Source organism: Acidovorax sp. Leaf160 (assembly GCF_001424265.1).
Classification (GTDB): domain Bacteria; phylum Pseudomonadota; class Gammaproteobacteria; order Burkholderiales; family Burkholderiaceae_C; genus Paracidovorax.
Genome location: NZ_LMOV01000001.1, coordinates 99,545 through 123,112 on the forward strand (window position 1 = coordinate 99,545; position 23,568 = coordinate 123,112).

The 23,568-nt window shown below is 70.3% G+C and carries 19 protein-coding genes and 1 pseudogene; 9 read left to right on the plus strand and 11 right to left on the minus strand.

Features of this window, described 5'->3' with window-relative positions; all coding sequences use genetic code 11:
- The first annotated feature begins 333 nt into the window (after positions 1-333).
- Together xrtH and ASF94_RS00410 are read left to right on the plus strand one after the other, a co-directional pair.
- The gene (gene xrtH / locus ASF94_RS00405) at positions 334-951 is read left to right on the plus strand and encodes an exosortase H (protein WP_056659927.1); all 618 of its coding nucleotides are present in this window, start codon (positions 334-336) and stop codon (positions 949-951) included.
- A gap of 139 nt (positions 952-1,090) precedes the next feature.
- Complete coding sequence (locus tag ASF94_RS00410) at positions 1,091-1,708, plus strand: exosortase H-associated membrane protein (RefSeq protein WP_056659930.1); 618 nt, start codon at positions 1,091-1,093, stop codon at positions 1,706-1,708.
- 42 nt (positions 1,709-1,750) lie between these two features.
- On the opposite strand, the gene ASF94_RS00415 is transcribed toward ASF94_RS00410, so the two are convergent.
- From ASF94_RS00415 to ASF94_RS00430, 4 genes are all read right to left on the minus strand, one after another.
- Positions 1,751-2,839 (minus strand): serine/threonine protein kinase, encoded by a 1,089-nt coding sequence (locus ASF94_RS00415; protein ID WP_082492868.1) that lies wholly within the window; start codon positions 2,837-2,839, stop codon positions 1,751-1,753.
- Positions 2,840-3,005: 166 nt separating this feature from the next.
- Positions 3,006-3,422 (minus strand): organic hydroperoxide resistance protein, encoded by a 417-nt coding sequence (locus ASF94_RS00420; protein WP_056659933.1) that lies wholly within the window; start codon positions 3,420-3,422, stop codon positions 3,006-3,008.
- A 70-nt stretch (positions 3,423-3,492) separates the two neighbouring features.
- Positions 3,493-3,981, minus strand: a complete 489-nt coding sequence (locus ASF94_RS00425; protein ID WP_056659936.1) for a MarR family winged helix-turn-helix transcriptional regulator — start codon at positions 3,979-3,981, stop codon at positions 3,493-3,495.
- Between the two features lie 153 nt (positions 3,982-4,134).
- Positions 4,135-4,983: a 3-hydroxybutyryl-CoA dehydrogenase gene (locus ASF94_RS00430; protein ID WP_056659939.1), complete on the minus strand. Its 849-nt coding sequence runs from the start codon at positions 4,981-4,983 to the stop codon at positions 4,135-4,137.
- Between the two features lie 123 nt (positions 4,984-5,106).
- Between ASF94_RS00430 and ASF94_RS00435 the strand changes: the two are divergent.
- The 3 genes and pseudogenes from ASF94_RS00435 (at position 5,107) to purT (ending at position 8,826) form a co-directional block, all read left to right on the plus strand.
- Positions 5,107-6,707, plus strand: a pseudogene (locus ASF94_RS00435) (GMC family oxidoreductase).
- A gap of 108 nt (positions 6,708-6,815) precedes the next feature.
- A complete protein-coding gene (gene cynS, locus ASF94_RS00440; RefSeq protein ID WP_056659942.1) occupies positions 6,816-7,259 on the plus strand; it encodes a cyanase in 444 nt (147 codons plus the stop codon).
- 325 nt (positions 7,260-7,584) lie between these two features.
- The gene (purT, locus tag ASF94_RS00445; RefSeq protein WP_056659945.1) at positions 7,585-8,826 is read left to right on the plus strand and encodes a formate-dependent phosphoribosylglycinamide formyltransferase; all 1,242 of its coding nucleotides are present in this window, start codon (positions 7,585-7,587) and stop codon (positions 8,824-8,826) included.
- 110 nt (positions 8,827-8,936) lie between these two features.
- Here the strand turns inward: purT and ASF94_RS00450 are convergent, their stop codons facing one another.
- From ASF94_RS00450 to ASF94_RS00475, 6 genes are all read right to left on the minus strand, one after another.
- Positions 8,937-10,409, minus strand: a complete 1,473-nt coding sequence (locus tag ASF94_RS00450; RefSeq protein WP_082492869.1) for a methyl-accepting chemotaxis protein — start codon at positions 10,407-10,409, stop codon at positions 8,937-8,939.
- 161 nt (positions 10,410-10,570) lie between these two features.
- A complete protein-coding gene (locus tag ASF94_RS00455) occupies positions 10,571-11,341 on the minus strand; it encodes an SDR family NAD(P)-dependent oxidoreductase (protein ID WP_056659951.1) in 771 nt (256 codons plus the stop codon).
- Between the two features lie 40 nt (positions 11,342-11,381).
- Positions 11,382-12,434, minus strand: coding sequence for an alpha/beta fold hydrolase (locus ASF94_RS00460; RefSeq protein ID WP_056659953.1), 1,053 nt, complete (start codon positions 12,432-12,434; stop codon positions 11,382-11,384).
- Between the two features lie 27 nt (positions 12,435-12,461).
- Entirely contained in the window at positions 12,462-14,123 is a 1,662-nt protein-coding gene (locus ASF94_RS00465; protein WP_056659956.1) for an NAD(P)/FAD-dependent oxidoreductase, read from the minus strand.
- A 221-nt stretch (positions 14,124-14,344) separates the two neighbouring features.
- Complete coding sequence (locus ASF94_RS00470) at positions 14,345-15,250, minus strand: AraC family transcriptional regulator (RefSeq protein ID WP_056659959.1); 906 nt, start codon at positions 15,248-15,250, stop codon at positions 14,345-14,347.
- Positions 15,251-15,351: 101 nt separating this feature from the next.
- Entirely contained in the window at positions 15,352-16,338 is a 987-nt protein-coding gene (locus ASF94_RS00475) for a LacI family DNA-binding transcriptional regulator (RefSeq protein ID WP_369818610.1), read from the minus strand.
- A gap of 232 nt (positions 16,339-16,570) precedes the next feature.
- On the opposite strand from ASF94_RS00475, the gene ptsP reads away from it, so the two are divergent.
- The 4 genes from ptsP to ASF94_RS00495 all read left to right on the plus strand — a co-directional run bounded on the left by ptsP (position 16,571) and on the right by ASF94_RS00495 (position 22,947).
- Positions 16,571-19,153, plus strand: coding sequence for a phosphoenolpyruvate--protein phosphotransferase (gene ptsP / locus ASF94_RS00480; protein WP_056659965.1), 2,583 nt, complete (start codon positions 16,571-16,573; stop codon positions 19,151-19,153).
- A gap of 134 nt (positions 19,154-19,287) precedes the next feature.
- Positions 19,288-20,277: a 1-phosphofructokinase family hexose kinase gene (locus tag ASF94_RS00485; protein WP_235505186.1), complete on the plus strand. Its 990-nt coding sequence runs from the start codon at positions 19,288-19,290 to the stop codon at positions 20,275-20,277.
- Between the two features lie 31 nt (positions 20,278-20,308).
- Positions 20,309-22,129 (plus strand): fructose-specific PTS transporter subunit EIIC, encoded by a 1,821-nt coding sequence (locus tag ASF94_RS00490; protein ID WP_255355195.1) that lies wholly within the window; start codon positions 20,309-20,311, stop codon positions 22,127-22,129.
- Positions 22,126-22,947 carry a shikimate 5-dehydrogenase gene (locus tag ASF94_RS00495; RefSeq protein WP_056659971.1) on the plus strand — a complete coding sequence of 274 codons (822 nt, stop codon included), beginning with the start codon at positions 22,126-22,128 and terminating at the stop codon, positions 22,945-22,947. The genes ASF94_RS00490 and ASF94_RS00495 overlap by 4 nt, the downstream gene beginning before the upstream one ends.
- A 58-nt stretch (positions 22,948-23,005) precedes the next feature.
- Here the strand turns inward: ASF94_RS00495 and ASF94_RS00500 are convergent, their stop codons facing one another.
- Positions 23,006-23,563 (minus strand): flavin reductase family protein, encoded by a 558-nt coding sequence (locus ASF94_RS00500; RefSeq protein WP_056659974.1) that lies wholly within the window; start codon positions 23,561-23,563, stop codon positions 23,006-23,008.
- Positions 23,564-23,568: the final 5 nt, after the last annotated feature.

Here is a 23,568-nt window from a genome sequence, read left to right on the forward strand (position 1 = left end):
CCTGCAGGGCAGCGCACGCGAGATGCCGAGGCGCCCTGCCAAAATGCAGGCCTCCGGTCGCGGCCCTGCAGGTCGACGGTCTTGCGGAGGGGGTGCAGATGGTGTGTTCACGTTTGACATGCGCGCGAAGCAGGGTCCCGGCTCCACGGGACGTCCGGGATCGCCCGCTCGAGAGCGTCTGCCCACGCGCTGGTCCCGCTGCCCGTCCCGTCCCTTGTTGAGCTATCGTCGGCCCGCAATTCACCTGCCCGCTTCACCAGCTTCACCAGCTTCACCAGCTTCACGCGCTTCACCCGCTTCACCCGCTGCCCTGCTGCCTTAACGCCCCAAGCCATGCTGCGCTTCTTCGCACTTTTCCTCTTCCTGCAGCTCTCGCTGTTCGGATTGAACATCCTGAACTGGGTGCAGGAGCACATCGTGTTGCCCTGGACGGCGCTGCTCGCGCACATCTGCGCGACGTTGGTCACCACCTTCGACAGCACCGCGGCGTCGGAAGGCAAGGTGCTCTGGAACCAGGCGACCGGGTTCGGCGTGTCGATCGAGGCGGGCTGCAATGGCATCGAGGCCTGCATCGTGCTGTTCGCCGCGATCATGGCGTTCCCGTCCACCTGGCGGCACAAGCTGGTCGGCATCGTGGCGGGGTTCGCCGCCGTGCAGGCGCTCAACGTGGTGCGCGTGATCAGCCTGTTCTACCTGGGCCAGTGGAACACGGCGGTGTTCGACTTCGCGCACGAGTTCCTCTGGCAGGGCTTGATCATGCTGGACGTGCTGGTGGTCTGGCTGCTCTGGGTGCGAGCGGGGGCACGCAAGGCGCGGCTGAACGCGCCGCCGCCGCCCGATGAGCCGCCTGCGCCGCCGCTCGCTCCTCGCGCGCCGGTCCGGCCGTCCGGTGGCCCGGGGCAGGTCAGCTCATCGCTGGATCTTTCGCCGCACGCCAAGCCGTCCGTCTGATTCCGTGAGCCGCGACCCGTGGGAACGCATCACGAAGCGGGTCGCTCGTTCGCTCTTTCGCTCATTCATTCATTCATCGACTCATCCGGGCGCGGGCCCTCTCTCCCCACCCACTCCTGCCTGAACACAAGGAACTGCCATGCGACGCCCTTCGGTGCTGGTGACTTTCGCGCTGTCCGCCTTCGTGGGCGTGCTGGCGCTGACCCTGCTGTGGACCAAGGTCTCGCCATGGACGTCGTATCCGGTGGCCGCGATCTCGCACATGGTGCTCGAGCGGGTGACCCCGATGTGGGTGCGCACGGTGCGTATCGCGCCGGGCCGCATCGAGGTGGACACCACCGTGGAAGTGCCGGTGGAGCAGGCGGGCGGGCGGCGTGCAGAAGTCACGCTCGACGCCGACCCCGGCCGCTATGCCTACGGTCTGCCGATCTTCCTGGCGCTGCTGGTCGCGGCGCGCGTCTCCGCCAAGGCCGGGGGCCGGCTGCGCCGGGCGGTGATGGGTTACCTGCTGCTGTTGCCGGCGCAGGCGGCCAGTCTGGTGATGTTTTTGCTCATGCAGCTGGCACTCACGGCCCGCATGGACATGGCCGCGCTGCGCGTGGTGGGCTGGGAGCTGAACGTCATCGTCTATGGCTACCAGCTCGGCGTGCTGGTGCTGCCCACGCTGATGCCGGTGCTGGTGTGGCTCTGGCTGGACCGCCAGTTCTTCAGCACCGTGATCGTGCAGGGCTGGAAGGATTCGATGGCGCGGCGCTGACGCGCTCCGGCCGGCCCTGGGCCGCGCCCGGGGTCCATCTCGCTACGCCGCCAGCGGCTCCTCACCCATCGCCTCGATCTGCTCCTGCAGCTGATGGACCTGGCCGCGCCAGTAGTCGCTGCTGCCGAACCAGGGAAAGTTGATCGGGAAGATCGGGTCGGCCCAGCGGCGGGCCAGCCAGGCGCTGTAGTGGATGAGCCGCAGCGTGCGCAGCGGCTCGATCAGCGCCAGCTCGCGCCGGTCGAAGCTGCGGAACTGCTCGTAGCCGTCCAGCAGGGCGGACAGCTGCTGGGTGCGCTGGCGGCGGTCGCCCGAGAGCATCATCCAGAGATCCTGCACCGCCGGACCGGTGCGCGCGTCGTCCAGGTCGACGAAGTGCGGGCCGCCCCGGCCGTATTCGTCCAGCGGCGTCCACAGCACGTTGCCGGGGTGGCAGTCACCGTGCAGGCGGATCGGGGTCGCCGTCTGGAGGCTGAATTTTGAGTCAAAACCGCCTCCGGCGATTGATGCATAAGCGTTTGATGCTATTAATTCGATAGCATGTGTGCAGGCATCGCGCCAAGCCGATTGCTGGTCCAGCGGAATGATGCCCGCACCCAGCAGCCAGTCGAAAGGCTCCCCCGCCAGCGTCCGTACGTCGATGGCGGGGCGGTGCACGAAGGGGCGGGCCGCGCCCACGGTGTGGATGCGCGCAAGGAAGCGGCCGATCCACTCCAGCACCTCGAAGTCGTCCAGCTCCGGCGTGCGGCCGCCGCGCCAGGGGCTGACGGAAAAGGCAAAACCGGCATGCGTGTGCAGCGTGCGCCCGTCGATGGCCAAGGGCGCCACCATGGGCACCTCGGCGGCCGCCAGCTCGGCCGCGAAGGCGTGTTCTTCCAGGATCTGCGCCTCGCTCCAGCGGCCGGGACGGTAGAACTTGGCCACCACCCGGGCGCCGTCGTTCTCCAGCGTGGCCTGGTAGACCCGGTTCTCGTACGAACCCAGCGCCATCAGCCGGCCATCGCCATGGAGGCCCACGCTGGCCAGGGCGTCCAGCACCAGATCGGGCGTGAGCGTGGCGTAGGCGTGGGCGCCTGCCGGCGCGTCGCTGCCGAAGGGGGAAGGAAAGGAAGGGGCTGAGGGCGTCTGCATGCGTGCATTGTCGGTGACCGGCCGTGCCCGCCCGTGTTGCCGTCCAGGTCGTCCTGGCCACCCGGAGTCCCATGAAAAAAGCCGCCGGCGCTGATCGAATCAGCGCGGGCAGCTATGGTTTCGATAGCTGCCGCAGAGCGGAAGCCTCGAAACGAGGGGGGCGGGATCAAGCCAGCGTGATCGTCACGTCGATGTTGCCGCGCGTGGCGTTGGAGTAGGGGCAGACCTGGTGGGCAGCGTCCACCAGCTGCTGTGCCTTGTCCTTTTCCAGGCCCGGCAGCGACACCTTCAGGCGCGCGGCGATGCCGTAGGCGTTCGGGATCTGGCCCAGGTCCACTTCGGCGTCCACCGACACGTCTTGCGGCACGGCGATGCCCAGCTTGCCGCCGACGGCCTTCAGGGCGCCAATGAAGCAGGCAGAGTAGCCGGCGGCGAAGAGCTGCTCGGGGTTGGTGCCCGTGCCGCTGGTGCCGGGGGCCGACAGCTTCACGTCCAGGCGGCCATCGTCGGTGCGCGAGGCGCCGTCACGGCCGCCGGTGGTGTGGGCGCGGGCGGTGTAGAGAACTTTGTCGAGCGTGGTCATGGTGCGTTCCTTCGGTGGTGGTAGTTGCAGGAAAAATGGCCGGAGCCAGGGTGAAAGCGGTGCGGCCGAGTCAACCTGCCGGGGCAGGCGGTCGGGTCAACCGGTCGCGCAAAGTGGTGAGTTGCCGGGTGATGGCCGTGAGTTCGGGCACCGTGCACTGCGCGCTTTCCAGCACGCACTGCGGAATCGGTTCAGCCTGCTGGCGCAGCGCCCGGCCCTGCGGGGTGAGGGTGATGCGCACGCGGCGCTCGTCCTGCACATCGCGCAGGCGGGACACATGGCCCGAAGCCTCCAGCCGCTTGAGCAGCGGAGTCAGCGTGCCGGAATCGAGGAACAGCCGCTCACCCAGCTCGGACACGGTGACGCCGTCGCGTTCCCACAGCGTGAGCATCACCACGTACTGCGGGTAGGTGAGGCCGAGGGCTGCAAGCAAGGGCGCATAGAGCTTGGTCATCGCCAGCGATGCGGAATACAGCGCGAAGCAGACCTGGTTGTCCAGCCGCAGCAACTCGTCGGCGGCCAGGCCGGCGGAAGGGTGGGTGGAGGGGTGCGCTGTCATGGTTTGAATTATTGCTGACAATTAAATTGCGTGCAATTCAATCGATAAAACCACTGTGTTCTGAATGGTTTCCGGGGTGAGGAAGGTTTCGCTCCGGAAATCGAGCGCTGCAGGCCATTTGGGCGGGAATGGAGTGCAGCGCCGTCGCCTCCCTCAGTAGCTGTACACGCCCTGGCCCGTCTTGCGGCCCAGGCGTCCGGCAGCCACCATTTCCTTGAGCAGCGGGCAGGGGCGGTACTTGCTGTCGCCGAACTCGTCCAGATAGACGTTCATCACGGCCAGGCACACGTCCAGACCGATCATGTCGGCCAGCGCCAGCGGGCCGATGGGCTGGTTGCAGCCGAGCTTCATGCCCGCGTCGATGTCTTCCGGCGTGGCCAGGCCCTCGGCCAGCACGAAGAAAGCCTCATTGATCATCGGCACCAGGATGCGGTTGACCACGAAGCCCGGCGCGTTCTTCACCGTGATGGGGCTCTTGCCCAGCGCCTCGGCCAGCGCCTTGACGGCGTCGTGCGTGGCGTCGCTGGTCTGCAGGCCGCGGATGATCTCCACCAGCGCCATCATCGGCACCGGGTTGAAGAAGTGCATGCCGATGAAGCGGTCGGGCCGCGAGGTGGCGGCGGCCAGCTGCGTGATGGAGATCGACGAGGTGTTCGAGGCGATGATGACCTCGGGCGCCACGGCGGCGTCCACCTGTTTCAGGATCTTCACCTTCAGTTCCTGGTTCTCGGTGGCGGCCTCGATGATCAGTTGCGCGGCCTTCAGGTCGTCGTAGTTCGTCGATGTCTTGATGCGCGCCAGCGCCGCGTCCTTGTCGGCCGCGGTGATCTTTTCCTTCTTGATGAGCCGGTCCAGGCTGCCGGCCACGGTGGCCCGGCCCTTCTGCACGGCAGCGTCGGAAATATCGACCATCACCGCGTCGATGCCCGCCACCGCGCAGGCCTGCGCGATGCCGTTGCCCATGGTGCCCGCGCCGATGATGCCGACGGTCTTGATCGTCATGTGATGTCCCTTGCAATGAGTGGAAGTGGCTGGAAAAAAGCTGCTGCGATGGTATCGGCAATCACCGCGCAAGCCGTCGCGCGGGCGGTTGGCTCGGCGGGCGGCCGGTGGTACAAGCGGGCCATGTTCGACTACATCGTCATCGGTGGCGGGTCGGCCGGCTGCGTGCTGGCCGGGCGCCTGAGCGCAGACCCCGCCGTGCGCGTGTGCCTGCTGGAGGCAGGCCCGGCGGACACCAGTGCGCTCATCCACTGCCCCGCCGGCCTGGCGGGCTTGGGCCGTGCCAAGGCGCTCAACTGGGACCAGCACACCACGCCCCAGCCCGGCCTGGACGGGCGCCGGGGCCTGCAGCCGCGCGGGCGGGTGCTGGGCGGCTCCAGCTCCATCAACGCGATGATCTACGTGCGCGGCCAGCCGGCCGACTACGACCACTGGGCGCAGGAGGCCGGCAACCCGGGATGGGGCTGGGCCGACGTGCTGCCGTACTTCCTGCGCGCTGAACACAACGAGCGCGGCGCGAACGCATGGCAGCCACCGGCGGTCCGCTGAACGTGGCCGATCTGCAGTCGCCCCACCGCGTGGCGCGCGCCTTCGTGGAAGCCGGCGTGCAGGCCGGCCACCCGCGCAACGCCGACTTCAACGGCGCGTCGCAGGAAGGCGTGGGGCTCTACCAGGTCACGCACCGGGGCGGCGAGCGCTTCAGCGCCGCCAAGGCGTACCTGACGCCGCACCGGGGCCGGCCCAACCTGCGCGTGGAGACGGGCGCACGCGCGACCCGCATCCTCTTCGATGGGGCTGGCGGCCGCCGCGCCGTGGGCGTGGAGTTTCTGCAGGGCGGCGCCCTGCACACCGTGCGGGCCCGGCGCGAGGTGCTGCTGTCGGCAGGTGCGCTGCTGTCGCCGCAGCTGCTGATGCTCTCCGGCATCGGCCCGGCGGCGCAACTGCAGCGCCACGGCATCGCCGTGCGGCACGACCTGCCCGGCGTGGGCGAGCACCTGCACGACCACCCCGACGTGGTGCAGGTGATGGACACCCCCGCGCTCACCGACCTCTTTGGCCTCTCCCTCGCCGGGGCGCGCAACCTGCTCGGCGGCGTGCGCGAGTGGCGGGCCCGCCGCACCGGCCTGCTGACCACCAACTTCGCCGAGGCCGGCGGCTTCATCAAGAGCCGCCCGGAAGAGGCCGCGCCCGATCTGCAGCTGCACTTCGTCATCGCCAAGCTGCTGGACCACGGGCGCGAATGGAGCTGGGGCCACGGCTATTCGTGCCACGTCTGCCTGCTGCAGCCGCGCAGCCGTGGCCGCGTGACGCTGGCGAGCGCCGACCCGCAGGCGCTGCCACTGGTGGACCCGGCCTTCTTCGCCGATGCCGATGACCTGCGCCGCATGGTGCAGGGCGTGCGCCGCATGCGCGAGATCCTCGTGCAGCCCGCCCTGTCCGCCCTGGGCGGGCGCGAGCTGGCCCGCAGTGCCGGCGCGCAGAGCGATGAGCAGATCGCGCAATTCATCGCCCGCCATGCCGACACCGTCTACCACCCGGTGGGCAGCTGCCGCATGGGGCCGGGCCCGCTGGACGTGGTGGATGCGCAGTTGCGTGTGCACGGCGTGCAGGGCCTGCGGGTGGTGGACGCCTCCGTCATGCCGCGCATCGTGAGCGGCAACACCAACGCGCCGACGATCATGATCGCGGAGAAGGCGGTCGATGGGCTGCGCGCTGGCGGCTGAAGCGTGTAGAGCGCGGCGTTGCCGACTGGCCACGCCCCGCGGTGGGGCGTGTCGTGGCACGCACGTTGCTTGCGCTGTGGGCTTTCTCTACACGCGAACTTTCAGCCCATGAACCGCAACGACGTGACCGAAAAAATCATTGGCACCAAGGTATCGAAGGGCCTGCAATGGCATGACATCGCCACCCAGGTCGGCCAGTCGAAGGAGTGGACGACGGCACTGTGCCTGGGACAGATGACCGCCTCGCCCGAACAGGCCCAGGTGCTGGGCCGCATCTTCGATCTGACCGACGAGGAGCAGAAATGGCTGCAGGTGGTGCCGTACAAGGGCTCGCTGCCCACGCCCGTGCCCACCGACCCGCTCATCTACCGCTGGTACGAGATCGTCAGCGTGTACGGCAGCACCATCAAGGAGCTGATCCACGAGGAGTTCGGCGACGGCATCATGAGCGCCATCGACTTCAGCATGGATATCCAGCGCCAGGCCGATCCCAAGGGCGACCGCGTCAACGTGGTGCTGTCGGGCAAGTTCCTGCCGTACAAGCAGTATTGATTCGGTACACCTCCTGAGGCCCTTCGGGCCTTCCCCCCGCTCTCTACGCGCTGCGCGCTCCGGGCGAGGGCGACGCCAGCGGCCTGGCAAAGCCAGTTCCGCGGCGTCTGCTGGCATGGCCTGCTCCGCGGCCTTCGGACGGGTGACGCCGTGCCGGCTCGACCCGCCGGGGCGTGGGCGGCGATGGAGGGAGCCGAGCGTCGTGGTCCGGGTGCGTGAGTGTGAGCGTGAGCGTGCAGCTGCGCGCAGTCGCTCTATCATCGCCGGCTGCAGTGCCTGATCGCCAGGCGCTTCCACGCACACCCCATTTCTTGACGTTTTCCCCATGACCACTCTCGGCACCCCCCTCTCGCCTTCCGCCACCAAAGTCATGCTGCTCGGCAGCGGCGAGCTGGGCAAGGAAGTCCTCATCGCCCTGCAGCGCCTGGGCGTCGAAACCATCGCCGTGGACCGCTATGAGAACGCGCCCGGCCAGCAGGTGGCGCACCATGCGCGCACCATCACCATGAGCGACCCGGCGCAGCTCAAGAGCCTGATCGAAGCCGAGCGCCCGCACCTGGTCGTGCCCGAGATCGAGGCCATCGCCACGCCCATGCTCGAAGCGCTGGAAGCCGCCGGCACCGTGCGCGTCATTCCTACGGCCCGCGCCGCGCGCCTGACCATGGACCGCGAAGGCATCCGCCGCCTGGCCGCCGAAACCCTGGGCCTGCCCACCAGCCCGTATCGCTTCTGCGATTCGGCGGAGGAACTGCAGGCCGCCATCGACGGCACCGATGGCCAGCCCGCCATCGGCTTTCCGTGCGTGGTCAAGCCGGTGATGAGCAGCTCCGGCAAGGGCCAGAGCAAGCTGGACGGCCCGGCCGACGTGCAAAAGGCGTGGGACTACGCCATGGCCGGCGGCCGCGTGAGCCATGGCCGCGTCATCGTCGAAGGCTTCATCGACTTCGAGTACGAGATCACCCTGCTCACGGTGCGCGCCAAGGCCGCTGACGGCAGCATCCAGACCTCGTTCTGCGAACCCATCGGCCACAAGCAGGTCAGCGGCGACTACGTGGAAAGCTGGCAGCCCCAGCCCATGCCGTCCCTGGCGCTGCAACGCGCCCAGGACATCGCCCGGGCCGTGACCGACGACCTGGGCCGCGGCCTGGACGGCCAGCCCTCGGGCCTGGGCCTCTTCGGCGTGGAACTGTTCGTGAAGGGCGACGAAGTGTGGTTCAGCGAAGTGAGCCCGCGCCCGCACGACACCGGCCTGGTCACCCTGGCCACGCAGCACCAGAGCGAATTCGAGCTGCATGCCCGCGCCATCCTGGGCCTGCCGGTGGACACCACCCTGCGCAACCCGGGCGCCAGCGCCGTGATCTACGGCGGCGTCGATGCGCAGGGCATCGTCTTCGACGGCGTGGAAGAAGCGCTGGCCGTGCCGGGCACCGACCTGCGCCTGTTCGGCAAGCCGGAGAGCTTCACCAAGCGGCGCATGGGCGTGGCAGTGGCCCGCGCGGACGACGTGGATACCGCCCGCGCCAACGCCAAGCTGGCGGCGGGCAAGGTGAAGCCGCGCCAGGGCTGACCCGGCCGTGCTGGCGGTGCAGTCAGGCCCCGCCAACGTGACTTGGGTCCGGGCCTGGACCTGGATCGGCAGGGCTCGGCTCTGCCTCCCGGCCCACGTCCCGCAGCACCCTATATCTTGAAGAAGCCCACCGCCTCGCTGAGCTGATGGGCCTGCCGGCTCAGGCTTTGGGTGGCTGCGGCGCTTTCCTCGGCCATGGCGGCGTTCTGCTGGGTCGAACCATCCAGGTGCGCGATGGCCTGGGAGATTTCCGCGATGCCCGATGACTGATGGGCCAGCGTGGACGAAATGTCGCCGATCAGTTGCTGCACCCGGTCCACCTGGGATTCGATGCGCTGCACCGCGCCCACGGCGTTGTCCACCAGCCTCGCGCCCGCTTCGACCTTCTCGACGCTGGCGCTGATCAACGCCTTGATCTCGCGCGCCGACTCGGCGGCCCGGCCGGCCAGCGTGCGCACTTCGGTCGCCACCACGGCGAAGCCCCGGCCTTGCTCGCCCGCGCGGGCGGCTTCCACGGCAGCGTTCAGAGCCAGGATGTTGGTCTGGAACGCGATGCCGTCGATCACGCCGATGATGCTGGCGATGCGGCCCGAATCGGCGGCGATGGCCTTCATCGTCTCCATGGTGTGCTTCATGACCTTGCCCCCCTGGTGGGCCGCGTCGTTGGCTTCGTGGGCCACCCGGGTGGCGGAGGTGGCGGTCTCCGCGCTCTGCTGCACGGTCTGCACGATCTCCGCCATGGCCGCCGACGCCTGCTGCAGGCGGCTGGCCTGCTCTTCGGTGCGGTAGCTCAGGTCGGTGCTGCCGCTGGCGATCTGCCCGCTGCCGGCCACCACGGCCTGGCTGGCGTCGGTCATCCGGGTGACCACGTCCTGGAAGGTGGTCTGCATGGTGTGCAGGGCGGCCAGCAGTTCGCCCGCTTCATGGGTCTGCGAGCGCTCGTCCCGCCCGATGCGCACCGAGAGGTCGCCCCGGGCGAGGGCCTGGGCCGCGTCGCGGGCATGCTCCAGCGGACCGAGGATGGCGCGCCCCATCCGCCAGATGATGGCGCCCAGCAGGATCAGGCAGCCGGCCGTCAGCACGCGGACCGCGACGGCCACGAAGCTGACGGTGGCCGCCACCTCCTTGGCGAACGCATCGCCATAGCGAATGAGCTCATCGATGTCGGGCTGCAACGATCGGGCCAGCGCTGCAGGCAGCTGGGCCGCAGGCTCGCCCGCCAGCTTCGAGAGCATGCCGTCCACGCGCCGGATGCTGTCATGGGGCAGATCGACCACCGCGCCGAAGCCCAGCAGCCGGAACGACAGCAGTTCGAAGCCGAAAAGCTCCGTGTCCACGTGGCGGGAGAGCCACTGCGAGTATTCGAGTTTTTTGACGATGTCCGCCTTGTCCTGGGCCGTCCCGGCGGCTGCACTGTCGAGCGCCTTGGCGGCGTGCTGCAGATTCACTGCGTATTCACGCTCCAGGTAATGGAACTGCGCGCCCTTGGCCATCAGGCGCAGGCCGTAGAAGGAAGTGGCCGCTGATACCAGCAGCACGATCAAGAGGAGTGTCAGCCACTGGCGAATGGAGCGTTGGGACATAGTGGGGCGTCCGGGGAGGCCTGGAACTTTTAAAGTTTGGTTTCTGAATATACGTATTGTTGCAATGATTAGATTGGTTTCGGACCGAAATTAGTCCATGCGGATGAACTGGATGCGCGGCCGGGGCGCCCACAGGTGCTGAGCGCCCGGCAGCCGGCGGCTCAGCCGACGGACATCCCGCCATCGACGCTGTAGCGCCCGCCGGTGCAGAAGGCGCTGTCGTCGCTGGCGAGGAACAGCGCGGTGCGCGCCACCTCTTCGGGCAGGCCGTAGCGGCCGGCGGGGATGGCCGCCGCGAACTGCGCCTTCGCCGCCGTCGCGGCGCCGGGGGCCGCGCCCTCTTCGATGGAGCGCATCATCCGCGTCTCGATGGGCGAGGGGTGGATGGTGTTGACCCGCACGCCGGAGCTTCCGGCCTCCAGCACGGCCGAGCGCATCAGGCCCACCAGTGCATGCTTGCTCGTCACATAGGCCGACAGGCCGGCGAAGCCCTTCAGGCCCGCGATGGACGAGGTGAGCAGGATGCTGCCGCCACCCTGCTTCTGCATGATGGGCATGGCGTGCTTGAGGCCCAGGTAAACGCCGCGCACGTTCACGGCCATCACGCGGTCGAAGGCGTCCATGGGATAGTCGGCGATGGGCGCGATGCGGCCTTCGGTGCCGGCGTTGCAGAAGAGCACGTCGATGCGGCCATGGCGCTCCAGCGCAGCCTGCAGATAGGCCTGGGTCTGCGCCTCGTCGCTCACGTCTGCCGCCACGGCGCTCGCGGCGTCGCTGCCGAGTTCCGCCAGCGCGGCGTCCAGGGCCTGCTGCTGCAGATCGACCAGCACGACCTGGGCGCCTTCGCCGATGAACAGCCGGGCGCTGGCCAGGCCGATGCCGCCCGCGCCGCCGGTGATGACGACGCATTTGCCTTGCAGTCTTTGGGACATGGTGTTTCCTTGAACGGATTGATGAAGGGGGAAGGGCGGATCAGGCCGGCTGGGCCAGCAGGTCCTGGAGGTGGGCATCGACCTGGGCGAGGAACTGCGGGTCGGTGCCGAACAGCCCCAGGTGCCCGTCGATGCTGGCGATGGGCCGGGACTCGCTGCCCGGGATGAGCCGCTGCTCGGCCTGGCAGTCGGCGGGCGGGAAGAACATGTCGTGGCTGATCGGCATCACGAAGGTCTTCGCCCGAATGCGGCCCAGCGCCGCCGCCAGGTCGCCGCCGGTGTGGCGGCTGACGTCGCCGCGCTGCCATTTCCAGGCCATGGCCAGCAGGGCGTTCGGGTCCATGGGCGCGAAATAGCCGGTCATGAAGTGGTCCACGAACGCCTGCAGGGAGTCGAAGCCCAGCGCCTTGTGGCGGTCCTCCCGGAAGAAGTCGGTGCTCCAGCCCATCACCGTCCACAGCTGGGCGTGGCGCTTCAGGCCGGCGGCCACGTCGGCCGGCGAGGCGTAGCGGCCGCCCTGGAAGCCCGGGTCGGTGGTGATGGCGTCGACCAGGGTCTGGGCGAAGAGGACGTCGTGCTCGGTGTTCTTCGCGGTGCCGGCGATGGGCGCGGCGCGGCGCACCATCTCGGGGTAGCGCACGGCCCATTCGTAGGTCTGCTGCGCGCCCATGGAGCCGCCCACCACCAGGGCCAGTTCGCGCAGGCCGTAGTGCCCGGTGAGCAAGCGGTGCTGCGCGCGCACGTCGTCGCCGATGCGCACCTTGGGAAAGCCCGGCCCGGCCAGGTCGCCCCCTGCGTCGTGCGGCGAGGTGGACAGGCCGTTGCCGATCTGGTTGACCACGATGATGAAGTAGCGCGACGGGTCCAGCGCCCGGCCCGCGCCGATGTAGGCCTGCTCCATGATCTTGCTGGTGCCCGAATACCAGGTGGGCACGAGGATGGCGTTGTCCCGGGCGGCGTTGAGCGTGCCGTGCGTGGCTACGGCCAGCTGGCAGTCGGGCAGCACGCCGCCGTCTTCCAATTCCAGCGCGCCGATGCCGATGCGCTCGTAGGGGCCGTGGGCTTCCTGGGTGTAGTAGGTGTGGGCGGTCATGGTGTTGTCTCCTTCGTGCCGTGTGATTCAGTTCATCGAGAAGCCGGGGTAGCCCTGCGCGGCCAGTTCGTCGCACTGGCGGTGGTAGTTGCCCACGCCGCCGATATAGGACAACAGCCGGCGCGGCTTGCCATCGACGTTCGAGCCCATGTACCAGGAGTCGGTCTTGACCACCAGCGTGGCGGCGGCGGTCTCGTCGTGGTGCTGGACCCAGCGGTCCTCGAATTCCCGGGTCGCCTCGATCGTCTGCTTGCCCTGGCTGCGCGCGTGGGCCAGGCAGCCGGTGATCCAGTCCACCTGCTGCTGCAGGCAGGTGGGCATGTTGCAGAGCGCGGCCGAGGGGGCCAGGGGCGCGCCGGTGGTGAAGAGGTTCGGGTAGCCGTGGATCTGCAGGCCCATGGCGGTGCGGATCTCCTGCGACCACTGCTCCTTGAGCGAGCGGCCGCTGCGGCCCCGGATGTCGATGCGGCTGAGCGCGCCCGAGCCGGCGTCGAAGCCCACGGCCAGGATGATCACGTCCACCTCGTGGACCTTACCGTCGGCGGTCTGGATGCCCTCGGGCACGATGCGTTCGATGGGCGTGGCGCGGCAGTCGATGGGCTCGACGTTGTCCTGCAGATAGACCTCCAGGTAGCCGTTTTCCAGTGGCACGCGGTGGGTGCCGAAGCCGTAGTCGCCCGGGCCGGGGATGAGGATCTGGCACAGCCGCGGGTCGTCGCGCAGCCGCGCGCGCATCTTGCCGCGCACGAACTCGGACACCACTTCGTTGACGGCCCCGTCGAAGAACATCTCGGGGAAGGTCGCCAGCCACATCGCCAGCGAACCGTCGCTCCAGTACTTCTCCATGATCTCGGTGCGTTCGGCGGGCGAGAGCTCGGCCCAGGGCTTGTTCTCGAAGTTGTAGTCGAAGCCGGCGAAGGTGCTGCGCACGCGCGCCTTGAGTTCATGGAAGCGCTCGCCCCAGCGCTGCCAGTCGGCCGCGCTGTACTTCGGGTTCTTCATCGGCACCACGTACTGCGGCACGCGCGAGAAGACCTTGAGCGAGCCGACTTCGCGCGCGATGGTCTGGATCACCTGGATGCCGGTCGCGCCCGTGCCGACCACGGCCACCCGCTTGCCCTTCAGGTCGATGCCTTCCTTGGGCCACAGGCCGGTGTGCGTGATGGGGCCGCGAAAGCTCGACTGGCCCGGAAAGCGGTCCACCAGCGGCGCCGACAGCATGCCGCAGCAGGCCAGCAGGTACTGGGTGTCGATGCGCTCGCCGGCCGCCGTGGTGACCAGCCAGCGGCCGGTGTCTTCCTGGTAGTGGGCCGAGGCGATGCGGGTGTCGAACTGGATGTCCTTCTTCAGGTCCAGCCGGTCGGCCACGAAGTTCAGCCACTGCTCGGTTTCGGGCTGGGCGGGAAAACGCTCGCTGGGCTGCCAGGCCTTGTACAGCTCCTCGGAGAACCAGTACTGGTAGATCTCGGCCTGCGAGTCGAAGCGCGCGCCGGGGTAGCGGTTCCAGTACCAGGTGCCGCCGACGCCGGAGGCGGTGTCGTAGGCCCGCACCTTCAGGCCCATCTCGCGCAGGCGGTGCAACTGGTAGAGGCCGGCCACGCCGGCACCGATGACCAGCGCGTCGAGCCGGGTGGGCTGGGAGGCGCCTGCCTGCGTGGCGGCGCCGCGTTCCAGAACGGTGTCGTTCATCTGTGTGTCTCCTGGTGTGCATGGATGGGATGCAGGCGCGGGCCGAAGGTCCGTGGCTTGCATTTCCGGGTCATGGCTGCGTTGGCCATGGAGTGCACGATAGGCAGGGCGCCGCGGCCGGACTTGAAGGATCCGGTGGGCGCTTTGAAGAATGCTGTGAGGCCCGGGCCGCTGCAGGGCGCTTGCAGGGCGGCTGCGCGGGGGACCGGAAGGCGTGCGTTTCAGTGCGCCTGGGCGTCCCGTCCCTGGCGCAGCGCCGCCGGGGTGCAGCCCAGGCGGGCGCGCAGGGCCCGCGTCAGGTGGGCCTGGTCGGAGAAGCCGCATTCGGCGGCCACGGCCTTGACCGCCAGCGTGCTGTGCGTGAGCAGGCGCTGGGCGCGCTCCACCCGGCGATCGACGACGTAGCAGTGCGGCGAGGTGTTGAACGAGGCGCGGAACCGCTTGCAGAACGACCACACGCCCATGCCCGCGACGGCGGCCAGCTCTTCCAGCGACAGGGGCTGTTCCAGCCGGGCCTCCACGAACTCCTCCAGCCGGCGGCGCACCACCGGGGGCAACTGGCCGTCTTCGGCATGGTCGATGAAGTCCACCGCGGCGTAGTGCCGCAGCAGATGCACGGCCAGCTGCGTGCCCAGCGCCTCGGCATAGAGCTTGCCGCCGACGGCGCTGCCGCCCGCCTCGCGCGCCATCGCCTCGGCGATGCCGCTGAGGGCGGGGTCCTGCGTGCGCAGCAGATCGTGCAGCCGCACCTCGGCGATGGGCTTGCCCAGCACGTCGGCCGCCACGCTGGAGAGCAGGTCCGCGGACAGGTAGACGTGGGTCACGTCGATGGGCTCGGTCCAGTGCCAATGCGACTGCTGCGAACGGGTCAGCAGCGAGATGTCGCCCGGCCGGCACTCGGTGCGGGTCCAGCGGCCCTCGAAGCGCCGCTCCATGCGCGTGGCGCCCCGCTGGTAGGCCACGAGCATGAAGTCCGCCAGCGGCGGCACCTGCACGTCCAGGCCGTCGTAGCGGTAGGTGCGCAGCGCCAGGTTCTTCCAGGCGCAGCGGCCGCTGGCGCGCAGCACCTCGCCGGGGACCCAGCGCGGCAGGTCTTCGGAGGCAATGGGTCGGGCAAGCAGAGCCATGGCTCCGATTTCAAACGAGCGCGGGCGGCGTGGTGCCTGGGGGAAACCCATCCATTCCCCGCCGCGCCCGGCCCGTCCCGTGGCCGGGCCCGCTCCAGGCCCTAGCCCGGCCCGGCGCTCGACCCCCGCACCACCAGCGTGCCTTCCAGCACCACCTGCCGCACCGGCCGCTCCGCATCCTGCATGCGCTGCAGCAGCAGCTCGGCCGCCGTGCGGCCGATGTCGTAGGTGGGCTGGGCGATGGTGGTCACGTCCAGCGCGGGCAGCGAAGTCCAGTCGTTGTTGTCGAAGCCGGCGATGCCGATGTCGCGCGGCGGGCGCAGGCCGGCGGCCTGCACGGCCTGCAGGGCGCCCAGCAGCAGCAGGCCGTTGGTGGCCAGCAGCGCGTCGGGCCGGTCGGGGCCGGACAGCAGCCGGGCCGTGGCGCGCTCGCCGGCCTCGCGCGTCGGGTCCATCCACAGGGGCCGCGGCGCCAGGCCGTGGGCGGCCAGCGCTTCGGCATAGCCGGCGTGGCGCTGCTGGCCGGTGGTGCTGTGGGTGCCCGCCAGCAGGGCGATGCGGCGGTAGCCGTTGGCCAGCAAATGGTCGGTGGCGCGGCGGGCGGCGGCGTGGTTGTCGAGCACCACGCGGTCGGCTCGGGTCGAGTCCAGCGCCCGGTCCACCAGCACCAGCGGGAAGGGCCAGGCCTGCGGGCGCAGCTGCTTCAGGCCCGCCATGGTGGGCGACAGGATCACGCCGCTGGCCTGTTCGTCGGCCATCAGTTCCAGGTACGACTGTTCCTTGGCCGGGTCTTCGTCGCTGTTGCAGAGGATGAGCCGCAGGCCGTGGCGGTAGGCCATGTCTTCCACGGCCCGGCCCACGTCGGTGAAGAAGGCGCTGCGGATGTCCGAGACGATCAGGCCCACCAGCGAGGCGCGGCGCTGGCGCAGGCGGCGTGCCGCCAGGTTGGGGCGGTAGGCCAGTTCGGCGATGGCGCGCTCCACCTGCTCGCGCAGCGGCGCGCGCACCGCCTCCGGCGTGCTGAGCACGCGCGAGACGGTGGTGGTGGATACGCCGGCGCGCAGCGCCACGTCCTTGATGCTGGCCAAACGAAAACCTCCTGCAGTTCGTTTGAAGGATGGTATCGATTCCATAAAAGATTGCAATTCGGCAGCGGTGAGGTCGTCCACACCGGCCGCGCTGCGGTGTCAAAGTGGCTGAATAACTCGGTGTTTTCCCTAGTTTCAAGGCCCTTCTGCGCCCTTTCCGTCTTGCGGGGTGATGGAACTGGGGCAGATAATCCGGCTTGGAATCGATACCAAATTTCTCAGGAGACATTGCATGTCCACCATTCCGGTCGAAGTGCGCCTGGGCGCCTCCCCGCACAACCGCGAAGACGCCGTGCGCGCCGCGGGCGCCTTGCTGGCCCAGGCTGGCCACATCCAGCCCGCCTACGTCGACAGCCTGCTGCAGCGCGAGAAGGTCGCCAACACCTTCCTGGGCGAAGGCCTGGCCATTCCCCACGGCATGGTGGAAGACAAGCACCTGGTGCGCCGCACGGGTCTGGCCGTGCTGCAGGTTCCGGGAGGTGTGCGCTGGGGCGACGATGCCAAGCAGGCCCATCTGGTGGTCGCCATCGCCGCCGCCTCGGACGAGCACATCCAGGTGCTGCGCCGCCTGACCCGCCTGATGCGCGATGGCGCGCTGATGCAGCGGCTGGCGACCACCACCGATGCGCACGAGATCGTGCGCGCGCTCACCAGCGATGGCCCGGCAGCGGCAGCGGGTGGCGCGGGCGGTGCGGCCAGCACTCCGGCGCTGGAGGACTTTCCGCTCGGCCGCGAGGTGTCCCTGAACTACCCCAACGGCCTGCATGCCCGGCCGGCGGGAGAGTGGGCGCGCGTCGCCGGCCGTTTCGGCGCGCGGGTGCACGTGCGCTGCGGCGACACGGTGGCCGATGCCAAGAGCGTGGCCGCGCTGCTGGGCCTGGGCGCGGGGCGGGGCGCGCAGCTGCGCCTGTCGGCCCAGGGCAGCGACGCAGCGGCGGCGCTGTCCACGCTGAATGCCACCATCCAGCGGCTGGGCGAGGAGGAAAGCCGGCAGGCCGAGCTGTCCGCCGCCCGCCAGGCGCAGGCGCAAGGCCTGGGCAGCGAGCTGGGCGACTGGCAGCCCACCGCCCGCCACACCTTCACCGGCATCGCCGCCAGCCCCGGGCTAGTGGTGGGCACGCTGGTGCAGGCCGAGGGCGTGGCGCTGGAGGTGGACGACCGCTTCACCACCATCGCCGCAGAAGCCGCCCAGCTGGACCGGGCCCTGGCCGCGGCGCTAGCCCAGCTGCAGCAACTGGCGGGCGATGCCGAGGCCGCCGGTCGTGCCGAGCAGGCCGCCATCTTCACTGCGCACCAGGCCCTGCTGCAGGACGCGGGCGTGCTGCAGGCCGTGAGCCGCAGCGTGGTGCAGCGCCACGGCGCCGCCTGGTCGTGGCGCCATGCCATGGCCGAGCGGGTGGCCGCGCAGCGGGCGCTGCCCGACGCGACGCTTGCCGCCCGCGCCGCCGACCTGCAGGATGTGGGCGAGCGCGTGCTGCGCCACCTGCTGGGCCGGGGCGACGAGGACGCCGCCGTGCCTGCCTGGCCGCAGGACGCCATCCTGCTGGCCGACGATCTCTCGCCCTCGGTCACTGCACAGATCGACACCAGCCGCGTGCGGGGCTTTTGCACCGCGCGCGGCGGCCCCACGGCGCACACCGCCATCCTGGCGCGTGCCCTGGGGCTGCCCGCCGTGGTGGCGGCGGGCCCGGGCGTGCTGCCGAGCGGCCAGGGCCCTGCCGGTGGCGACGCGGCCGCGCCCGTGCTGGCCGGCGCCGTGGCCATCCTCGACGGCTATCGTGGGCGCCTGTACGTGGGGCCCAGCGAAACCGCGCTGATCGAAGCGCGCGAGCGCATGGAGCGGCTGGCGCGCCGCCAGGAAGAAGAAGCCCGCACCCGCCAGCAGCCCGCCACCACCACCGATGGGCACACGGTGGAGATTGCCGCCAACGCCAACCGCGCCGACCAGGCTGTCAAGGCCCTGCAGGCCGGTGCCGAAGGCGTGGGCCTGATGCGAACGGAGTTCCTCTTCCTGGAGCGCGACACCGTGCCGGACGAAGACGACCAGTACGAGGTCTACCGCGCCATGGCCGAGGCCCTGCAGGGCAAGCCGCTGGTGGTGCGCACGCTGGACATCGGCGGTGACAAGCAGGTGCCGCACCTGGATCTGCCGGTGGAAGAGAACCCCTTCCTGGGCGTGCGCGGGGCGCGGCTGGCGCTGCGGCGCGACGACCTGATGGTGCCGCAGCTGCGGGCGCTCTACCGCGCTGCCCGCCACGGCCCGCTGCAGGTGATGTTCCCCATGATCAGCACGGTGGAGGAGGTGCTGGCGCTGCGCCGCCGCATGGAAGCCGTGCGCGCCGAGCTGAACGCCCCGGCCGTGCCGGTGGGCATCATGATCGAGGTGCCTTCGGCCGCGCTCATCGCCGACCGGCTGGCCGCCCATGTCGATTTCTTCTCCATCGGCACCAACGACCTGACGCAATACACGCTGGCCGTGGACCGCCAGCATCCCGAGCTGGCCGGCATGGCCGACAGCCTGCACCCGGCCGTGCTGCGCCTGATCGAGCGCACCGTGGCCGGCGCACGCCAGCACTGCCGCTGGGTGGGCGTGTGCGGGGGCCTCGCCGGCGAGCCCCTGGGCGCCGCCCTGCTGGTGGGCCTGGGCGTGGACGAGCTGAGCATGAGCACCGGCGACATCGGCACCGTCAAGGCCCTGCTGCGCCGCCACAGCCTGGCCGAGCTGCAGGCCCTGGCGCGGCGCGCGCTGCAGGTGGACACGGCCGACGAAGTGCGCGCGCTGGGCGCGGAACTGCGCCCGGCCAGCGCGGCATGACGACGCGCACCTCCGCAAAGAAAGGTTGGCAATGATTGATGCTATCAAATCAATAGCTGAATACCCAGATGGATCAAGCGCGGGAGGCCGATTTGGCTTCAAGAATGGGCGGGTTTCCTCCGCAGGAGAGCGCCGTGGCTGACGCTGCCCGCATCTTCACCATCACGCTCAACCCGGCCATCGACCACACCGTGCGCGTCGCCGCGCTGGTTCCGGGCGAAGTGCATCGCGCCCAGGGCGACCAGCGCGAGGCCGGCGGCAAGGGCGTGGGCGTGGCGGCCGTGCTGGCCGCGCTCGGCGTGCCCGTCACGGCCACCGGCTGGCTGGGCGCGGACAACGACGCCGTGTTCGCGGACGCCTTCGCCGCGCGCGGCATCGGTGACGCCATGCTGCGCCTGCCCGGCGCCACCCGCACCAATATCAAGATCGCCGACGCGACGCGGGGCGACTCCACCGACATCAACCTGCCCGGCCTGGCGCTGCCGCCCGATGCCCTGGCCCGCGCGGAAGCCGGCCTGCTGGGCGCGCTGGCCGAGCGCGTGCGCCCGGGCGACTGGTGCGAGCTGGCCGGCAGCCTGCCGCCCGGCGCCGACGCCGGCGTGTGGGAACGCATCGCCCGCGCGGTGCATGCGCAGGGCGCCCACGTCGCCATCGACACGGGCGGCGCCGTGCTGCTGCAGCTGCTGCAAGACCTGGCCGACCCGGTGCGCGGCGCCGTGGTGCCCGTCGCTTTCATCAAGCCCAACCAGGCCGAGCTGGAAGAACTGGCCGGCCGCGCCCTGCCCACGCGGGCCGACGTGGCCGCCGCCGCGCGGGGCCTGTGCCACGACCACGGCGTGCGCCAGCTGGCCGTGTCGCTGGGCGGCCAGGGCGCCGTCATCGCCACCGCAAACGGCTGCTGGCACGCCGCCGCGCCGAGCGTGCCCGTCGCCACCACCGTGGGCGCGGGCGACGCGCTGGTGGCCGGCACGCTGGCCGCGCTGTCGCAAGGCCAGGCCATGCCCGGCGCCGCCACCTTCGGCATGGCCTGCGCGGCCGCGCGCATCCAGCGCATCGCGCCCGGCCTGCCGCCGCGCGCCGAGGTCGATGCCCTGGCCGCCGCCATCACGGCGCAGCCCCTCTAAAGACACAGGAGAGACAACCATGGCCTAACTCATCGCCATCGCCGCGAGCCAGGCCGGCCCGGCCCACAGCTTCATGGTGGCCGAGGCGCTGCGCGCCGCCGCCGAATCGGCCGGCCACCGGCTGGCCCTCAGCGTGCACAGCAGCCTGGGCACGCAGGGTGCTTTCAGCGACGCCGAACTCGCCGCCGCCGAGGCCGTCATCGTGGCCGCGGACATGCCGGTGGACCGGCATGACCTGCTGGGCCAGCTCACCGCACCCGTGCATGAGGCCTCGCCCCAGGCGGTGCTGGACGACGCGGCCCGCGTGGTGCGCGAGGCCCTCGCCCGCTCCAACGCCAGCGCTGCGGGCGCTGCGGGCGCTGCGGCCCCTGCAGCCGCTGCGGCACCGCTCGCCGCGCCCGAGGCTGCCGCCCCGGCATCCACCGGTCCGCTGAACATCGTCGCCATCACCTCGTGCCCCACCGGCGTGGCCCACACCTTCATGGCGGCCGAGGCGCTGGAGCAGGGCGCGCGCGCACTGGGCCACAGCATCAAGGTGGAAACGCAGGGCTCGGTCGGCGCGCAGAACGCGCTCACCGCCGCCGAGATCGCCGCCGCCGACCTGGTGGTGATCGCGGCCGACACCCAGGTCAACCGCGACCGCTTCGCCGGCAAGCGTCTCTACGCCACCGGCACCAAGGCCGCCATTCACGACGCGGCGGCGGTCTTCGCCCAGGCGCGGGCGCAAGGCCAGGTGTGGGGCGGCGCGGCGGCGGCACCGACCGCCGGGGGCGCGGCTGCGACTACGGCCGCGGCAGCGCCGGCTGCGGCCCAGCGCGAATCCGCCGGTGCCTACAAGCACCTGATGACCGGGGTCTCGTTCATGCTGCCCTTCGTGGTGGCGGGCGGCCTGCTGATCGCGCTGGCCTTCGCGCTGGGCGGCATCTATGTCTATGACGACGCGCACAAGGGCACGCTGGGCTGGGTGCTGTTCCAGGTCGGCGCCAAGGCGGGCTTCGCGCTCATGCTGCCGGCGCTGGCGGGCTACATCGCCTATTCCATCGCCGACCGACCCGGCATCGCGCCCGGCATGATCGGCGGCATGCTGGCCGGCACCGTGGGCGCCGGTTTCCTGGGTGCCATCGCCGCTGGTTTCATCGCAGGTTACGCCGTGCACTGGCTCAACCGCCTCATCCGCCTGCCGCGCGGGCTCGACGGGTTGAAGCCCGTGCTGATCCTGCCGCTCCTGGGCGCGGCCATCGTCGGCGTGCTGATGCTGATGGTGATCGGCACGCCCATCGCCGCCGTGATGGGCGCCCTCACCGACTGGCTCAAGGGCCTGCAGACCGGCAGCGCCGTGCTGCTGGGCATCATCCTGGGCGCCATGATGGCCTTCGACATGGGCGGCCCGGTGAACAAGGCAGCCTATGTGTTCGCCACCACCCTCATCGCCAGCGGCGTGGCCAACCCCATGGCCGCTGCGATGGCTGCCGGCATGACGCCGCCGCTGGGCATCGCCCTGGCGTGCTGGCTGTTCAAGAGCCGCTTCACGGCCGAAGAGCGCGAAGCCTCCAAGGCCGCCGCCGTGCTCGGGCTGGCCTTCATCACCGAAGGCGCGATTCCCTTCGTGGCGCGCGACCCGCTGCGCGTGATCCCGGCCTGCGTGCTGGGATCGGCGGTGGCGGGTGGGCTGTCCATGGCCTGGAACATCGGCCTGCAGGCCCCGCACGGCGGCATCTTCGTGCTGGCCATTCCGAACGCGGTGAACCACGTGCTGCTGTACGCCGCCGCCATCGCGGCCGGCGCCGTGGTCACGGGCGTGGCGCTGGGCCTCTTCAAGAAGCGCGTGACGGCGCCAGGAGCCGCCGTATGACGCTGCGGCTGACCCGGGACACGCAGCTGTGCATGTCCCTGGCCGCGCGGCCGAGCAACATCGGCACGCGGTTCCACAACTTTCTGTATGAAGAGCTGGGCCTGGACTACGTCTACAAGGCCTTCACCACCACCGACCTGCCGGCCGCCATCGCCGGCGTGCGCGCCCTGGGCGTGCGCGGCTGCGCCATCTCCATGCCGTTCAAGGAAGCGGTGATTTCGCTGGCCGACGCGCTCGACCCATCCGCCGCCCGGCTGCAATCGGTGAACACGCTGGTGAACGACGGCGGGCGCCTGACGGCCTACAACACTGACTACCTGGCCGTGCGCGCGCTGCTGGAGCGGCATGCGGTGCCGCCCGGCCTGCGCGTGGCGCTGCGCGGCAGCGGTGGCATGGCGCGGGCGGTGCAGGCGGCCCTGGTCGACGCGGGGTTGGTGCAGGGGGTCGTCATCGCGCGCAACGAACCTGCAGGCCGCGCACTGGCTGCCGCCGGCGGCTACCGCTGGCAGGATGAAACGGACCCCGTCGAGGCCGATGTGCTGGTCAATGCCACGCCCATCGGCATGGCGGGGGGTACTGCCGCCGAGGCCCTGGCGTTCACGCCGGCCCAGGTGGCGGCTGCGGCATGGGTATTCGACGTGGTGGCGATGCCGGCCGAAACCCCGCTGATCGCCGAGGCGCGTCGCCAGGGCCGCCCGGTCATCACGGGCGCCGAGGTGATCGCGCTGCAGGCGGCGGAGCAGTTCGCGCTGTATACCGGGGTGCGTCTGATGGATGCGCAGGTAGAGCGCGCCTCGGCCTTCGCTCGGGGTAGTTGAGCCGCGCGGCCGTTCCGGGCCGCGGGCGCATGGCGGCGACGTGTGCCGTAAGTTCCCGTCAGTGGCCGGCGCAGGTGGGCTGCGCCAGGGTGCTGGCCAGCTCCCACAGCGACCCCATCTGCCCCGAATGGAACAGCAGCGGCGCCACTTCGCTGCGCGTGAACCGTTCGATGCGGCCCAGCAGCACGGTGTGGTCGCCCTCCTGGTGGCGTGAGTAGGTGCTGCATTCGAACGTCGCCACGCTCTCGCGCAGGCGGAGGCAACCGTTGGCGGCGCTATCGAAATCACCCTCGAAGCGCTCGAACTTGTCCGGCGCGGGCTTGGCGAAGTGCCAGGCGAGTTCGCGCTGCGAAGCCGCCAGCACGCTCAGGTTGAAGGCCCGGGCCGTCAGGAAGGCGTCGGCGCTGCGCGCGTCGTCGCGGATGCTCCAGAGCAGCAGGGGCGGGTCGAGGGAGACGGACGCGAAGGAATTGATGGTCATGCCTTCGCGCTTGCCATCCGGCGTGGCGGTGGTGACCAGGCACACGCCCGTGGGGAATGCGCCGAGCGCCTGCCGCAGCGCGCGCGCATCGACCGTATCGGCTGCGTCGCCGGTGATGAAGGCCCAGGAATACATGCGTG

Bases quoted from the DNA above. Each gene is read 5' to 3' on its own strand.
- xrtH (WP_056659927.1), top strand. From the start codon at position 334: ATGCTGCGCTTCTTCGCACTTTTCCTCTTCCTGCAGCTCTCGCTGTTC.
- ASF94_RS00410 (WP_056659930.1), top strand. From the start codon at position 1,091: ATGCGACGCCCTTCGGTGCTGGTGACTTTCGCGCTGTCCGCCTTCGTG.
- ASF94_RS00415 (WP_082492868.1), bottom strand. From the start codon at position 2,839: ATGCAGACGCCCTCAGCCCCTTCCTTTCCTTCCCCCTTCGGCAGCGAC.
- ASF94_RS00420 (WP_056659933.1), bottom strand. From the start codon at position 3,422: ATGACCACGCTCGACAAAGTTCTCTACACCGCCCGCGCCCACACCACC.
- ASF94_RS00425 (WP_056659936.1), bottom strand. From the start codon at position 3,981: ATGACAGCGCACCCCTCCACCCACCCTTCCGCCGGCCTGGCCGCCGAC.
- ASF94_RS00430 (WP_056659939.1), bottom strand. From the start codon at position 4,983: ATGACGATCAAGACCGTCGGCATCATCGGCGCGGGCACCATGGGCAAC.
- cynS (WP_056659942.1), top strand. From the start codon at position 6,816: ATGAACCGCAACGACGTGACCGAAAAAATCATTGGCACCAAGGTATCG.
- purT (WP_056659945.1), top strand. From the start codon at position 7,585: ATGACCACTCTCGGCACCCCCCTCTCGCCTTCCGCCACCAAAGTCATG.
- ASF94_RS00450 (WP_082492869.1), bottom strand. From the start codon at position 10,409: ATGTCCCAACGCTCCATTCGCCAGTGGCTGACACTCCTCTTGATCGTG.
- ASF94_RS00455 (WP_056659951.1), bottom strand. From the start codon at position 11,341: ATGTCCCAAAGACTGCAAGGCAAATGCGTCGTCATCACCGGCGGCGCG.
- ASF94_RS00460 (WP_056659953.1), bottom strand. From the start codon at position 12,434: ATGACCGCCCACACCTACTACACCCAGGAAGCCCACGGCCCCTACGAG.
- ASF94_RS00465 (WP_056659956.1), bottom strand. From the start codon at position 14,123: ATGAACGACACCGTTCTGGAACGCGGCGCCGCCACGCAGGCAGGCGCC.
- ASF94_RS00470 (WP_056659959.1), bottom strand. From the start codon at position 15,250: ATGGCTCTGCTTGCCCGACCCATTGCCTCCGAAGACCTGCCGCGCTGG.
- ptsP (WP_056659965.1), top strand. From the start codon at position 16,571: ATGTCCACCATTCCGGTCGAAGTGCGCCTGGGCGCCTCCCCGCACAAC.
- ASF94_RS00495 (WP_056659971.1), top strand. From the start codon at position 22,126: ATGACGCTGCGGCTGACCCGGGACACGCAGCTGTGCATGTCCCTGGCC.
- ASF94_RS00500 (WP_056659974.1), bottom strand. From the start codon at position 23,563: ATGTATTCCTGGGCCTTCATCACCGGCGACGCAGCCGATACGGTCGAT.